The 14,111-nt window shown below is 63.3% G+C and carries 13 protein-coding genes; 5 read left to right on the forward strand and 8 right to left on the reverse strand.

Annotated elements, in window-relative coordinates; all coding sequences use genetic code 11:
• Positions 1 to 185 precede the first annotated feature (185 nt).
• Positions 186 to 740 (forward strand): winged helix-turn-helix domain-containing protein, encoded by a 555-nt coding sequence (locus C479_RS14175; protein ID WP_241430196.1) that lies wholly within the window; start codon positions 186 to 188, stop codon positions 738 to 740.
• On the forward strand, positions 737 to 1,012 hold the full coding sequence (locus C479_RS14180) for a DUF7521 family protein (protein ID WP_007703974.1): 276 nt from the start codon (positions 737 to 739) through the stop codon (positions 1,010 to 1,012). Before C479_RS14175 ends, C479_RS14180 begins: the two co-directional genes overlap by 4 nt.
• 141 nt (positions 1,013 to 1,153) lie before the next feature.
• Here C479_RS14180 and C479_RS14185 read toward each other — a convergent pair whose 3' ends face one another.
• Together C479_RS14185 and C479_RS14190 are read right to left on the reverse strand one after the other, a co-directional pair.
• Entirely contained in the window at positions 1,154 to 1,405 is a 252-nt protein-coding gene (locus C479_RS14185) for a glutaredoxin family protein (protein ID WP_007703975.1), read from the reverse strand.
• Positions 1,406 to 1,491: 86 nt separating this feature from the next.
• Positions 1,492 to 2,976: an NCS2 family permease gene (locus C479_RS14190; protein ID WP_007703976.1), complete on the reverse strand. Its 1,485-nt coding sequence runs from the start codon at positions 2,974 to 2,976 to the stop codon at positions 1,492 to 1,494.
• Between the two features lie 212 nt (positions 2,977 to 3,188).
• On the opposite strand from C479_RS14190, the gene C479_RS14195 reads away from it, so the two are divergent.
• Both C479_RS14195 and C479_RS14205 read left to right on the forward strand, forming a co-directional pair.
• The gene (locus C479_RS14195) at positions 3,189 to 3,929 is read left to right on the forward strand and encodes a phosphatase PAP2 family protein (protein ID WP_049907352.1); all 741 of its coding nucleotides are present in this window, start codon (positions 3,189 to 3,191) and stop codon (positions 3,927 to 3,929) included.
• Between the two features lie 324 nt (positions 3,930 to 4,253).
• The gene (locus C479_RS14205) at positions 4,254 to 5,261 is read left to right on the forward strand and encodes an AIR synthase-related protein (protein ID WP_007703982.1); all 1,008 of its coding nucleotides are present in this window, start codon (positions 4,254 to 4,256) and stop codon (positions 5,259 to 5,261) included.
• Positions 5,262 to 5,379: 118 nt separating this feature from the next.
• Here C479_RS14205 and C479_RS14210 read toward each other — a convergent pair whose 3' ends face one another.
• The 6 genes from C479_RS14210 to C479_RS16955 all read right to left on the reverse strand — a co-directional run bounded on the left by C479_RS14210 (position 5,380) and on the right by C479_RS16955 (position 13,478).
• Complete coding sequence (locus tag C479_RS14210; RefSeq protein WP_007703988.1) at positions 5,380 to 6,003, reverse strand: hypothetical protein; 624 nt, start codon at positions 6,001 to 6,003, stop codon at positions 5,380 to 5,382.
• A gap of 108 nt (positions 6,004 to 6,111) precedes the next feature.
• Positions 6,112 to 6,507, reverse strand: coding sequence for a DUF7268 family protein (locus C479_RS14215; protein WP_007703989.1), 396 nt, complete (start codon positions 6,505 to 6,507; stop codon positions 6,112 to 6,114).
• Positions 6,508 to 6,515: 8 nt separating this feature from the next.
• Positions 6,516 to 7,442 (reverse strand): ABC transporter permease, encoded by a 927-nt coding sequence (locus tag C479_RS14220; protein ID WP_007703991.1) that lies wholly within the window; start codon positions 7,440 to 7,442, stop codon positions 6,516 to 6,518.
• Positions 7,439 to 8,449 carry an ABC transporter permease gene (locus tag C479_RS14225; protein WP_007703994.1) on the reverse strand — a complete coding sequence of 337 codons (1,011 nt, stop codon included), beginning with the start codon at positions 8,447 to 8,449 and terminating at the stop codon, positions 7,439 to 7,441. Before C479_RS14225 ends, C479_RS14220 begins: the two co-directional genes overlap by 4 nt.
• 87 nt (positions 8,450 to 8,536) lie before the next feature.
• On the reverse strand, positions 8,537 to 10,192 hold the full coding sequence (locus C479_RS14230) for an ABC transporter substrate-binding protein (RefSeq protein WP_049907354.1): 1,656 nt from the start codon (positions 10,190 to 10,192) through the stop codon (positions 8,537 to 8,539).
• A 214-nt stretch (positions 10,193 to 10,406) separates the two neighbouring features.
• The gene (locus C479_RS16955; RefSeq protein ID WP_049907356.1) at positions 10,407 to 13,478 is read right to left on the reverse strand and encodes a dipeptide ABC transporter ATP-binding protein; all 3,072 of its coding nucleotides are present in this window, start codon (positions 13,476 to 13,478) and stop codon (positions 10,407 to 10,409) included.
• A 138-nt stretch (positions 13,479 to 13,616) separates the two neighbouring features.
• Between C479_RS16955 and C479_RS14240 the strand changes: the two genes are divergently transcribed.
• Complete coding sequence (locus C479_RS14240; RefSeq protein ID WP_007704003.1) at positions 13,617 to 14,108, forward strand: DUF7529 family protein; 492 nt, start codon at positions 13,617 to 13,619, stop codon at positions 14,106 to 14,108.
• Positions 14,109 to 14,111 lie beyond the last annotated feature (3 nt).

The raw sequence follows: 14,111 nt of genomic DNA on the forward strand, positions 1-14,111 counted from the left end.
ACTGGGATTCGACCGGCGCCCTTTAGGGGTCGCCACCCTCGGTTCTGACGAGCACGGACGTCGGGGTCACGGATTCGATCGGCTCCCGGTCTGCGGGGGCTGATTCGGATCGGATCGACATCGATGGACCCAACCCGACCGAGTGCGAGGTATCGCCTACTGACCACCGACTGGTGACGGCCCACATGACTGAAACACCCACCGGCTGGGACCGCTGGTCCCCGTTCGCATCACGCCAGGGAGACCCCGCTCGATCGATGACCGGCGGATCAGACGAGACCGATCGGACGCCATCGCTCGAGGCCGTCCTCACGACGATCGAGGACGCGGACTGCCGCGCTCTCCTCGCGTGTCTTCACCGGCCGAAGTCAGCAGCCGAGTTGTGTGAGGAGAGCGGACTGCCCCGGTCGACGCTCTATCGCAAACTGGAGCAACTCAGTGAGGCCGCGCTGGTGACCGAGTGCACCGAGATCAGATGTGACGGCCCGAACGCCACGCTGTACGAGCGAGACGTCACGGCGATCTCGATCGAGATCGACGACGATGACGAGTTCGCCCTGGCAATCGAGCGACCGCCCGCGGATCCGACCGATCGCATGGCGGCGTTCTGGGCCGGGATGAAATCGTCGTCCGACGGCGACGATGATGCTGTTGGTGACGAAGCGAGCGATGATGGTGCCGACGGCGGTCCCACCGACGATGCTGCCAGCACCGACACCTCTGGGGTAGATTCTCAATGACGATGCTCCAGTCACTCCTCGTCGTCGTAAAGGTCGGCCTGCTCGTCCTCGGCAGTACGGTCGCGCTGCTCGCCTACCGAGCGTACCGCCAGACGGGAATGGACGGCCTCCAGTACTTTGCGGTCGGGCTCCTCGTCATCACGGTGGGAACGACGCTGGTCGGCTTCTTACACCACATCGTCGGTATCGGCCTCACCGCTGGATTGCTCGTCGAGAGCCTCCTGATCGGCGCCGGGTTTCTCGTCATGATCTACGCGCTGTACGGTCGGTGAGGTTCCCTCCTGATTGAACAGGAATACGTTCCCCAACTGAATCCACTCAAGTTTCCCTTTCCTGCCCTCGTTGTTCTCCTCAGAGAACTGCTGCTCGTTCGTTGGCAGTAGCACCGCCAATACACGCCCCTCGCGTCGCTCTCACGCGTCGCCGTAGGTTTTCTCCAAGTACGCGACGATGTCGCTGCTCTCGGGCATGCCGACGACATCGTGGGCCTCGTCGGTGATCACTGGCACGCCGGTCTGGCCGCTGACCTCCTGCACGCGTGTGCGCTCGTGATGCGCGGCGGGCACTTCGATCGTCTCGTAGTCCAGTCCGAGCTCGTCAAGCTTGGTACGGACTTTCGCGCAGAACGGACAGCCGGGGAGTTCGTAGTACGTGATGTCGGCCATACGTGACCCAGGACCGCGACGGGAAAGAGCGCGTCGGTTATCCATCCGAAATAATTCGAAAACGTCATCGTAGAGCGTTGCTTCGCCTACAGCGTGAAGGTAACGTCGCCGGCTTGCACCGCGAAATAGACACCGTAGTAGGCGACGACTGCAACCGCGAGTATCCACTGTCCGATCGAGACGTCACGGGCCTCACCTTTTGCAGATTTCACGAGCGGGTAGCTGATAATCCCGGCGGCGAGTCCGTTGGCGATCGACGTCGTCAGTGGCATGACGGTGATCGTGAGGCCGGCGGGGATTGCCCAAGCTGAGTCCTGCCAGTCGATGTCGGCGACGCCCTGGAGCATGATGATCCCGACGACGACGAGAGCGATGTACGTGGCGAACGTAGGAATTGCCGTGACGACTGGGACTAGAACCAACGAGAGTGCGAATAGTGCGCCGACAACGAGTGCGGTGAAGCCGGTCCGGCCGCCTTCCTCGACTCCCGCCGAGGATTCGATGTATGTTGTCACGGTCGAGGTTCCCATAGCGGCGCCGGCAGTCGTTCCCACGGCGTCCGCCATCAGCGGTTTGTCGATGTCCGGAAGATCTCCCTCCTCGTCGAGGAAGCCACCGATCTGCGAGACGCCGATAAGCGTCCCGGCGGTGTCAAAGAAGTCGACGAAGAAGAAGGTGAAAACGACGAGTGCGAAGACGAGCGGGTCCTCGGAAATCATCCCGAGGCCGTCGACGAACTCGTAGACGAGCGGCGTGAAGTCGTACTGCACGCTCGTCACGACCTCCTCCTCGGTCGGCGTGATGGTCCCGCGCTCGACGAGGCCGGCGAAGGTCGCGAGCCAGGCGCCCACGGTAGTTAGCAGGATGCCGATAACGATCGACCCGGTGATCCCGCGAGCGTACAGCAATAGTGTCAGAACGAGGCCAGCGAGACCTGCCGCGGCAACTGGCGACTGGAGCACGTTCCCGAGCGTGACGAGTGTCTCGGGATCACCGGTGACGACCTGTATCTCCTGGAATCCGAGAAAGAGGAGGAAAACCCCGATCCCGGCACCGACTGCGAATTTCACTGGTTCCGGGAACAGTTCGATAATGTACCGACGGGCGCCGACGGCAGTGAGGACGATGAAGACGATCCCTTCGACGAACACCGCAGCCAGCGCAACTTGCCACGGAACGCCCAGCAAGAGTACGACAGTAAACGTAAAGAAGGCGTTCAGCCCCATCCCCGGCGCAAGGCCGAACGGCCGGTTGGCGTACAACGCCATTACGAGTATCGCGATCACCGACGCGAGGATAGTCACGACAGTGAGCATCTGCACCACCTCGCCGTAGGCGAAGGTCTCTCCGTTGATAGTCGTCGTCATCCCGGGCTCGATTGCATCGGGATACTCGCCCATTATTGCCGGCGCGATGATCGACGGATTAACGACGATTATGTAGGCCATCGCGAGGAACGTCGTCAACCCGGCGATGGTCTCGGTCCGCAAGTCAGTTCCGTACTCGTCGAAGTCGAAGTACGCGGCGATTCCACCCGTGTCGCCCTGCCCATCTGTCGACCCTGATGACATCGTGGTCAGGCGCGGCTACTCAGAGAGGAGAGTAAAGGTTTCCCATCTGATTTGCCCAGTTTTGAAAATATTGCGATCGAACGGCGTGACGTGTAGTGTTTTGTTCCAGTACCTCTCGACAAATTCATCGTTTCTAACAGCAGGTGGCCACTTTCTCCGATGGCAGCGCGCGTCGGCTCGTCTGGACGGAGCGACACATAAGTAGCTCCACGATGAGTATCGACCCAGCAGCCGTGACTTCGCTCAGAGACGTTGGTGTGACGCGCTTGCTCCGCGAGTCGGCCCCCGAGTGGCTCGTGCCGCTCGCCGACGCGGTGACGCTGCTCGGCGACCTCGCGGTCATCGTCGGTGGGCTCGCCGTCGCGGTGCTCGTCGACATCCGGCGGGGACGACGCGATTCACGCGAGCGCCTCGTCTCCGATCGGACGGCGTTCCTCGTCGGCGTCGTTCTCGGTGGCCTCGCGTTCACCCTGATCCTGAAGACCGTCGTGGCTGCCGATCGTCCTCCCACCGAGTTGCAGGCGATCGGTCGGCACGGGCACGGCTTCCCGAGCGGACACACGATGGCTGCGGCGCTGCTGTGGGGGGCGCTGGCGATCTGGGGTCGAACCGGGTCGCGCCGGATGCGCCTCCTCGTCGCGTCGACGATCGTCGGGCTGGTCGCCGTCTCCCGACTCGTCCTCGGCGTGCACTATCTGGCCGACGTGGTCGCGTCGGTCGCCATCGCGGTCGGATTCCTCGTCGTCGCCGGCGTCACCTTAGCGGGTGAACCGCGACGGGCGCTCGGAACGGCTGCCGTCCTCGGGGTCGCCGCACTGATCGTAACGGGCGGAAACGTCGACGGCGTGGTCGCGTTCGGCGGCTGTCTGGGCGCCGCGGCTGGCTGGTGGCTGTCCCGAATCGGGACGGACCGACTCGTCCGACGAGTGTATAGACAGGCTGCGGATCGGTAGGTCACCGGGCCCTTCGACGTCACTCGCTATCCGGCCGGAGTGAGTGTGCTTATTTTTGTTGCAGCCATCCGACGAAATACCCGTGTGTTTGACCGATAGCGATCGGAGTGTGCCCCGGTATCGTGCGGTCGGTCGATACGAGTGTAGCGGGACGTACTCGAACGCCCGTACGACGTTCTCGATCGTCGATGCCCGGCTACACCGTGGGCAGCTTTCACGATACTCGGTGGCTTGCACGATGGTGTCCTCGGCGACTGCCCTACTCGATCTCGACCGCGTGGACGTGTTTCGATCCGTTCGAATCCAATACTGCGAGGCAATCCGATGACTGACGCCGGTCGCATCGACCGCGAGTTTTTCGAGGCCACGATCGCCTCGTCGCTCGGCGCCGACCGTCAGTCCACCAGCATCGGTCCTGCGTATGGGATGGATTTCGGCCTGATCGACGGTGACCGAGGGCAGCTCGTCGTCGCCAGTGACCCCCTCTCGGTCCTGCCGGCGCTGGGATTCGAACGTGCTGGTCGACTCGGGATCCACGGCGCACTCTCGGACGTGGCAGTCAGCGGTCTCGCTCCGTCCCACTTGGTCGTGACGCTCACGCTCCCGCCGTCGATGACCGAGACCGAGTTTGTCCGCTTCTGGACGGGTATCAGCGACGAGTGTGAACGCCTCAACGTCGATATCGTCTCGGGACACACCCACCGCGATGGCGGAAGCTATCCCCTGATCGGCGGCGCCACGGCGCTGGGACTGGGTTCGGCGGCGGACGTCGTTCGACCCGATGGTGCCCAGCCCGGCGATCGGATCCTCCTGACGAAGGGGCTGGCTCGTGAGGTGACGGGATTGTTCGCGACCCTGTTTCCGGACGCGCTGGACGTTTCATCGGACGGACTTCGGCGGGCCCAGTCGCACCTGGATCGGACGACCCTCGTCCGGGACGCGCTGGCTGCGAGTGAGGCGGCCGCCGTCTCTGCGATGCACGACGCGACCGAATGCGGCGTTCAGGGCGCCCTGGTCGAGATGGCGACGACGGCTGATGTCGGGATGACGATCTCGACCGACCGGTTCGTCGTGGACGCGGCCGTCGAGGCGGTCTGTGACGTCGTCGATCTCGATCCCTGGCAGGTCTCCTCACGCGGGACGCTCCTTCTTTCCGTTCCGTCTGCGAGCGTCGACTCCGTGCGCTCGGCACTGACGTCGCGAAACACACCCGTGACCGATATCGGTGTCGTGACAGGCGATAGCGTCGTCACGATCGACGGGACGCCGGTCTCGCACCCAGGAACGGACCCGGCGTGGGGCGTTCTACAGGAGCTATCGGACGCGAACTGACGATCGTTGGGGAACCGTGTGTTCGATCGTTACGAGCCGCTGGCAACCGTTTTTGTCGGACCGACGGTGGCGACGGCCGGAATCGTTGCACCGGTCGTCGCGAGTAAATCGATATCCGCTATCGACTCACGTTTCGGTTCGCACGTGACGGCGGGAGGTAGCCGTTCGTCGTCGACTCGACGGGATCCGGGCGAACGCAGCGAAGCGGTTCGCGGTTGACGTGGCGGTACTGGTCGGGGGCGTTGGCGAGCGGGTGGGCCGGGTTGTCGTCGCTATCGATGCGAGCGGCTCTGACGTCGCCGAACCCGGTGAGTCTGGCCCGAATGCCGCGCCAGTGATTCCGGCTCGCGGCTGGAACGGAGAACGGTCGCGGTGCGCGTCCGTCCGGGTGCCGCGCGGCGAGGATGGCGCTGTTGACGTTGCTCGCGAGTTCGTCGTGGTCGACGAGGATACCGACGCTCGCGTTCGGTGGCGCTCTGGCGGCGAGTACGTCCAGGCCGAGGTGAAGCGCCCGGAACTCGGCGACGTTGTTGTCCGGCGGGGAGTCCGGTCGCGAGACCCGGGCCACGCGGGCACCGTCTCGCGTCTCGATCACCGCGCCGAGCCCGCCGCGGTCGCTCCGGAACGATCCGTCGGAGGCGACGTAGAAGTCCCGGTGGTGGGTCCGGGGATGGTGGGCGATGTGCGGTGTCGGCGACTCGTCGAAGAGATCCCGTAGGGCGGGACGGCCGTGAGCGGCCATATTGCTGGATCAGGCCCGGATTGCCTTAACTGTACGGGCGTGTTGCACGGCGAGAAGGTGTTCGAAACGGACTGATCCGGCGTCGCGTCGCGGCCCTGCACGCGGGCCTTATCCGACACCGAGGGCGATCGAGGTAAGCGCCGCGGTGAGCACCCACCCTGCGCCCGTCCACGAGAGGACGAAAAACGCCTCCCGAGCGCCGCGTTCGGTCCAGCCCGAGTCGCCGCCGAGGTGCCGTCGGACGCCGTTGATCGTCTCGCCGAGACCGACCGCCATCGACCAGGCCATGACGCCGAATCCGAGGAGGAGCGCGCCGAGGGCGAACGACGTATCGGTCGCCCCTTTCGGCGTCGTGACGAGCAGGAGACCGACCGAGCTCACGGCACCGATACCTGCGCCGACGGCGATCCAGCGCGTGGCGGCTTTTGTGAGATACCGCAGATGCGCGGGATCGAAGATGCCCGGGTCGGCGGTGTCGGTCGGGGTTGAACGATCTTCGGCCATTCGTCGTCTCAGACCGTCTCTCGCATACGGGGGTCGAGCGCGTCACGCATGCCGTCGCCGAGCAGGTTGAAGCCGAGGACCGTCAGCGCCAGGAACAGGCCGGGGAAAAACGACCACCACCAGGCGCTGGGATCGAGATAGAGGCCATCTTTCACCCCTTCGTTCAGCATCATCCCCCACGACGGATCGCCGGGGCTCGCACCGAAGCCGAGGAACGAGAGCGCGGCGATGTCGATGATCGCCAGTCCGAAGTTGAGCGTCGACTGGACCGTGATGGGTGCGAGACAGTTCGGGATAACGTGACGCACGAGCACGCGGGCGTCGTTCGCGCCGAGGGCCTCCGTCGCATCGATGTACTCGTCTTCGAGGACCTTCAGCGCGGCGCCGCGGACGACCCGTGCGAACCGGGGCGTGTAGACCAGCGTGAGCGCCGCGACCGCCCGCCAGAGACCCCACGACTCCGGGAAGATGGTGATCAGGGCGAGCGCCAGCAGCAACGCCGGGAACGAGAGCAGGATGTCCATCGTTCGCATGATGACGTTGTCCGTGATGTCGCTGTAGTATGCGGCGACCGTTCCGGCGGCGATACCGAGGACGGTGGACGCGAGCACGGCGACCGTCCCGTACTTCAGGGCGAACCAGGCTCCGTAGAGGACGCGCGGGAAGATGTCCCGGCCAAGCTTGTCGGTCCCGAACCAGAACTCCGCGGTCGGCGATTCTAATGTCGGGTTCGTACTCAGTTGCGTCCGGGTGAGCGCATCGAGGTCGTACGTCAATCGGGCAAAGATCGCGATGAGGACCATTCCGACGATCAGCGAGAGCCCGAAGACGGCGAGCCGGTTCGCGAACAGCTCGGTGAGGAACTTGCTGGCTCGTAATCGGTCGATAAAACTCCGCTCTGCGGCCGACGATTGGGTGGTTGTTGTCGTGCTCATTGGTTGATTCGTGGGTCGAGCATCGAGTACGTGATGTCGACGACGAGGTTGACGATGGTGTACATCGCGGCGAAGACGAGTACCGTCGCCTGGACGACGGGGTAATCACTCTTGTTGATCGCCTCGACGAGGAGCGTTCCGATTCCGTTGATGCTGAAGACGGTCTCCGTGAGGACGGAGCCACCGAGCATGGACCCGAACTGGATACCGATGATGGTGATGACGGGGATGAAGGCGTTCCGGAGGCCGTGTTTCAGGATCGTGATCTTCGAGCCTTGCCCCTTGGCGCGGGCAGTTCGCATGTAGTCCTGTCGGATGACTTCGAGCATCGACGAGCGCATCATGCGGGAGATAAACGCCATCGAGTAGATGCCGAGCACCACGACCGGCAGGAACAGGTGCTTCACGGCCGAGAGGAACGCGTCGAACCGACCGACGAGGAGCGTATCGATCAGGATCATGCCCGTTCGCGCTTGGATATCGAAATCCCCGATCCGGCCGCTTATCGGGAAGATACCCAGATAGATCGAGAAGAACATGATGAGCAGCGGGCCACTCCAGTAAATCGGCACGCTGATGCCGCCGAGCGCCCCGATCCGCGAGAGGTGATCGGTCCAGGTGTCCTGTTTGACGGCGCTCAGGATGCCGATGGGGAGGCCGAACAGGAGTCCGGAGAACAGTCCGAGGAACGCCAGTTCGATGGTGATCGGCAGTCGGTCTGCCAGAATATCCGTCACAGGCGTCCCTGGCTGGATTTTGAACGATTCGCCGAAGTCCAGATTGACCGTATCCCAGAGGAACTGCACGTACTGTTCCCAGAGCGGTTCGTTCAGGCCGAGTCGGTGTCTGATCTCGATGATGTCCGCTCGATCGGCCCGTTCTCCGGCGATGGTGACCGCCGGATCGCCGGGTGAGAGTTGCAAAATCGCGAAGACGAGCGTTGCCACGCCGAACAGCACCGGCACGAGCAACAGGAGTCGCTTCGCGACGAAGCGCTTCGATATCATTACACATACGGCAGAGTTGGAAACGCTAAAATGTTCCTATCCCGGAACCGTACGACGCGCCCCGAAAAAGCAGTCGTCGATCGAGACTTACTCGACCGAGACCAGGTGGAGGTGCGGGCCGCCGATGGCCGACACGGTGTAGCCGCTTACCCGCGTACTGACGCCGCGGATCTCCTGTGCGTAGTCGATGTACATCCACGGCGCCTCGTCGTGAGCGATCTGTGCGGCCTCGTGATAGAGGCTCTGGCGCTCCGACTCCTCGCTGGTCTGCTGGCCTTCTTCGACGAGGTCCATGAAGTCCTGGTTGGCCCAGGCGCTCCGGTTCGAGGTGTTGAATCCTTCGGTGCCCCAGTCGACCCAATCCTGCCCGTCCGGCGACTCCACCTGCGGGTGGAGGAGGGCGTAGTAGAAGTTGTCCGGGTCGGCGTTGTCGGTGTACCAGCCGGCGAGCGAGGCGTCGTGTTTGCCTTCGCTGGTGTAGGTAAGGTAGTCGTCGAACGGTCGATCGTCGATCTCCACCTCGACACCGATGTCGCTGAGGTTCGTTCGAATCGTCTGGGCCGTCCCAGACGGATCGGGGTTGTACCCGCGGGAGTTCTGGAACGTCGTCAGTTCGAACGAGAGTCCGTCGCCGTAGCCGGCGTCCTCGAGCAGCGATTGGGCCTCGTCGGGGTCGTGGGCGTACGGATCGATGCCGTCGTCGTGTCCGAAGAGGGCCGGCGGGCACGGCTGGCTGGCCTGGTCGGCGATCCCGGAGTAGACTTCCTCGACGATGGACTGCGTGTCGACGGCGAGGCTGATGGCCCGGCGGACGCGCCGGTCGCGGAACGCCTCGACCCGGGACATGTTGAACGACATGTACCCGATGTTGATCCCGGTCTCGGTGACGACGTCGGCCGCGTCCGAGCCCTCGACGATATCGATGCTGCTCGGATTGAGCGTGTCGATGATCTCCAGTTCGTCCTGGGTCAGTGACTGTGCACGCTGTGCGTTCTCACCGATCGTCTGGAACTGCAGTTCGTCGACCTTGGGTGCGTCTCCCCAGTAGTTGTCGTTCGGCGTAAGATGGACGACTTTGGCAGCGTCGTCGAGATTGTCGAGCTGGAACGGACCGGTTCCGTTCGCGTCCTTGTTGAAGTCGAACCCGCTCTCGATGTCGTCCTTCGAGAGGACGGCGACGCAGAACATCGCGAGGTTCCGGAAGAACGGTGCGTACGGCTGTGTGAGCGTAATGTTCAGCCCGTAGTCGCCGTCGGCTTCGATCGAGTCGATCCAGCTCCCCAGCGTGATGCCGGCGTACACCGAGGCGTTCTCGAAGTAGTATTCGTAGTCTTCATCGACGAACCGACGGTACGTCGCGACGAAGTCATCCGCGGTGAAGTCCGTTCCGTCGTCGAACTTGGCGTTCTCGCGGAGGGTGAGCGTCACGCTTTCCCCGTCCATCGACCAGTCCGTCGCGAGCGACTTTTGCAACGTCGCCTCGCCCGGCGCGAAGTTGAGCAACCCGTCGTAAATTTGGTTCGTGACCTTCGCGACTTCCCCGCTCGTGGTGTTCTGCGGATCGAGCGTCCCGGAGTGGGCACTTCGACCGTAGCGAAGCGTGCCATCGCCGCTACCGTCTCCATCGGAGTTGTTGCTGAGACAGCCAGCGAGTGATCCCATCGACGTTGCCGCAACAGTTGCAGCCCCGGTCGCCTTCAGGAAACTGCGCCTGGAAGCATCGTGGTTGTTAGCACCTTCCATATTCAGCCCAGATTAGTGCGACATAGATAAGGCTACCGATGCGTGGGATTGTGTCCCACTCCGGTAAGGCTGTCTGTGGCTGCTGTCTTCGTTGAATTTCGCCGGCACTTGATGCGGACTTTTCACGATGGACTCGATTTCCGGCGAGCCCGAGACTGCTGGTGTGCAGAGTGCAACAGTGTGGAGGCGATTGGGAGGCGCCCGGAGCCTCGTCCTACTGCGGCCCGACGAGATGGCACGCGACCGGGTGCGCTTCCTCGCCCGTCTTCGGCTTCTCGCGTTCACAGACGCTCTCGAAGGTCTCGCGAAGGACTGATTCGGCGTCGACCCACTCGTCGTTCTCGAGGTGGTCGAACGACGCTTCGACCGCGGTCTTGGCACGGCCCGAGAGCGGTCCGGAGAAGAACTCGGTGGCGAGCGCATCGTGGAATTCGTTGCCGCCGTCGGCGACGGCAGTCGCTTCCGCCGACTTCCGCGGCCCTTCCATCCGAATCGCCTCCAAATCGATGTCGCGTTCCTCGACGCGTTGGCGATAGAACATCACCTCGCGATATCGCTCCTGCTCGATGTCCAGGTCGTCCGGTGGGATCACGGCCGGACAGCGCGTCCGGAAGTGACAGCCAGAGGGTGGATCGATCGGCGACGGCACGTCACCCTCGAGAATCGTCCGGTCGCTCGTGTCGGCGAGCGGATCCGGCTCTGGGATCGCCGAGAGCAAGGCGTTAGTGTAGGGGTGTTGGGGATCGGCGAACAGTTCCTTCGTCTCGGCGACCTCGACGATCTCGCCGAGGTACATCACGGCTACCCGGTCGGAGATGTGGCGGACGACGGAGAGGTCGTGAGCGATGAAGAGGTACGTGAGGCCGAACTCCTCTTGCAGGTCCTCCATGAGGTTGATGATCTGGGCCTGCACGGAGACGTCGAGTGCCGACACCGGTTCGTCGGCTACGATGAAATCGGGATCGACCGCGAGCGCGCGGGCGATGCCGACGCGCTGGCGCTGGCCACCGGAGAGTTCGTGTGGGTACCGGTCGTACTGACTCGGATCGAGACCGACTTCTTCGAGCAATTGGACGACGCGGTTCCGTCGACGTCGGCGTTTCGAACTGCCAGCCGTTACCGCGACGTGAACACTCGTAATCTCCGTCCCCTCGCGGGTGACGTCCGTCGAGACGTCGAGTTTACCGGCGGCGTTGACGTGAACCTCGTCGTTCTCGATCGTAACGGCCACGGGAACGACGCAGTGGCCGCCGTCGCTCCCGAGCAGCCCGTCGACGTTATCGGCGACTTCGACGGTGACTGCGTCGGGCGACAGGCCGGAGACCGTCAGGTCGGCACTGGTCTCGACGTCCGGATCGCTTTCGGGAAGACCGTGGATCTTCAGCGGTTCCATGACGGTCTGTCCGACGGTCATCCGCGGGTCCAGACTCGACATCGGGTCCTGGAAGACCATCTGCATGTCCTTGCGGGTCTCCCGGAGTTCAGATTTCGAGAGGCTGCCGAGGTCCTCACCAGCGAAGACGACGGTCCCGTCGGTCGGCGGATCGAGATGCAACAGCGCGCGCCCGGCGGTCGACTTTCCACACCCCGACTCGCCGACGAGCCCGAGTGTTTCTCCCTCGCGAACGTCGAAACTCACGCCGTCGACGGCTTTGACACTCGGTTGTTCCCCGGGGAAGAACCGATCGAGGAGGCCGTCTTCCTGCTCGTAATACTTGCGCATGTCGTCGATCTCGACGAGAGGCTCGCCGATATCGGTCGTCGAGTCCGCAGTCGTCCCCGCGGTTCCGTACTCGCTCTCGTCGAAGTCTTCGAGAATACACTTCGACCGGTGGTCGACGTCTGCGGGACCGTGGTCCATGAACGGGATTTCGCCCTCGCGACACTCGGGCTGGGCCCAAGGACAGCGATCGGCGAAGTGACACCCCTCGGGCATGTCGATGAGGTCGGGGACGTTCCCCTCGATCGGGGTCAATCGATCTTTCTCCTCGGTCGGGATAGACTCGAGTAACGTGTAGGTGTATGGATGACTCGGGTTGTGGAAGATCTCTTCGACCGGGCCCTCCTCGACGATCTCGCCTGCGTACATGACCGCGACGCGATCACAGGTTTCGGCGACGACGCCCAGGTCGTGGGTGATCATCAGGACCGACGTGCCCAACTCGGCCTGCAAGTCGTCGATCAGATCGAGGATCTGCGCCTGGATCGTCACGTCGAGTGCGGTCGTTGGTTCGTCGGCGATGAGGAGGCTCGGCCGGCACGCGAGCGCGATCGCGATGAGGACGCGCTGGCGCATGCCGCCGGAGAATTCGTGGGGGTACTCTTCGAGTCTCGTCGTCGCCTCCGGAATACCGACCTCGGTCAGGATCTCGACGACGTCTTCGGTGATCTCCTCGTCGATATCTCGACCGCCGATCTTGGGGAGAATTTCGCGGATCGCGTTCAGCCAGGAGTCCTTTTTTTGGCCGCCGTACTGGTGCATCCGGAGCGACTCGGCGACCTGCTCGCCGACGGATACGGCGGGGTTCAGGGAGGTCATCGGGTCCTGGAAGATCATCCCCATCGACCCGCCGCGAGCTCGTCGCATCGCCTCTTCGGGGGCTTCGGTCAGATTGACGATGGCGTCGTCGAGTTCGATTCGGTCGACATCGGCGTCGACGCTGTCGTCAGGGCCGATTTCGTCGGTCCCAGCAGCTCGTGACTCGCCGACGAGCGTCCCAGTGGCGCCCGCTTCGGTGTAGCGTTCGAGTGCGTCGGTGTCGATGTAGACGTATCCGTCAGTCGCCTCGCTGACGGCGTTTTCGACCGCATCAGCGGCGTCTTCGTGGCCGTCGGCTGCGAGTGAGGCGGCGTTCTCGAGCGCCGAAGCGAAGTCAGTCGAATCCGTACTCGCAGCGGTTCCGTCGGTCAGATCGTCGGCGATAGCGCGCAACTCCTCTGGGGCGGTTCCCGAGTCGCGCTCGCTCCTGAGATCGTCGGAAACGGCCCAGACCGCTTCGATCAGCTCGACCGGATAGGAGGAGACGACATCGTCGAACTCGTCGGCCAGTTCGGCTGCCAGGGCCGGCTCCCGGAACGTGACGCGCCCGTCGACGATTTCACCTGGCTCGTCGACGAGATCCATCGCCGAGAGTGCCGTGACGCTCTTGCCCGACCCGGATTCTCCGACGAGGCCAACCGTTTCGCCCTCCGCGATCGTGAGGTCGATGCCGTCGACGGCTTTTACGTCACCTCGATTCGTTCTGAACTGTGTCCGCACGTTCGAAAGGGATAGGAGATCAGTCACTGGCACGGTATCGCAGGGCAGTCAAGAAATACCTTTTGGAGCCTGTACTGAAATCACTTGGTTCGGTCCACTCGTCACGCCATCCGTCGTCTCACTGTGTGAGTAACGTTTATCCCTGCAGCGGGCCGGGAGGGAGACATGAACGATAACCCGGGACAGGGTGTTCCCGAGGCCATTCGAGAGACCGACGGCTGGCAATCGGTTCTCGACGACATGACGTCGACCGCCGAGGCGTATCGCGACGACGGGTGGCAGACACTCGAACTCCACCCGGGTGATTCCGTCCTCGTCGATAGTGACCGTCGGACCGGACTCGACGTGTTGCTCTCCGGTCCCGAGTACGAACAACTCGAGTCGCTCGCGTCGTCGCACACCTTTTCGACGAGCGAGGTGTTCGCCGCCGAATCAGCCGGCCTGTACTATCTGCTGATCGTCGAACGAGATCCAGACGCCGAAACCGCCGTTTTCGTTCCGGCGTACTACGAACTGGCCCGGTCACGAGAGGCCCTCGATACCATCGTCGACGACGGCGCCTTGCGCGTGTTCTGTCGCCGACTGAACAACGACTACGTCGCCTTCGATCACGACGACATTGCTCCGTTCGTCCCAACGGGGCTCCTGGAGAGATAACAG

Origin of the sequence: Halovivax asiaticus JCM 14624 (assembly GCF_000337515.1) — an archaeon.
Classification (GTDB): domain Archaea; phylum Halobacteriota; class Halobacteria; order Halobacteriales; family Natrialbaceae; genus Halovivax; species Halovivax asiaticus.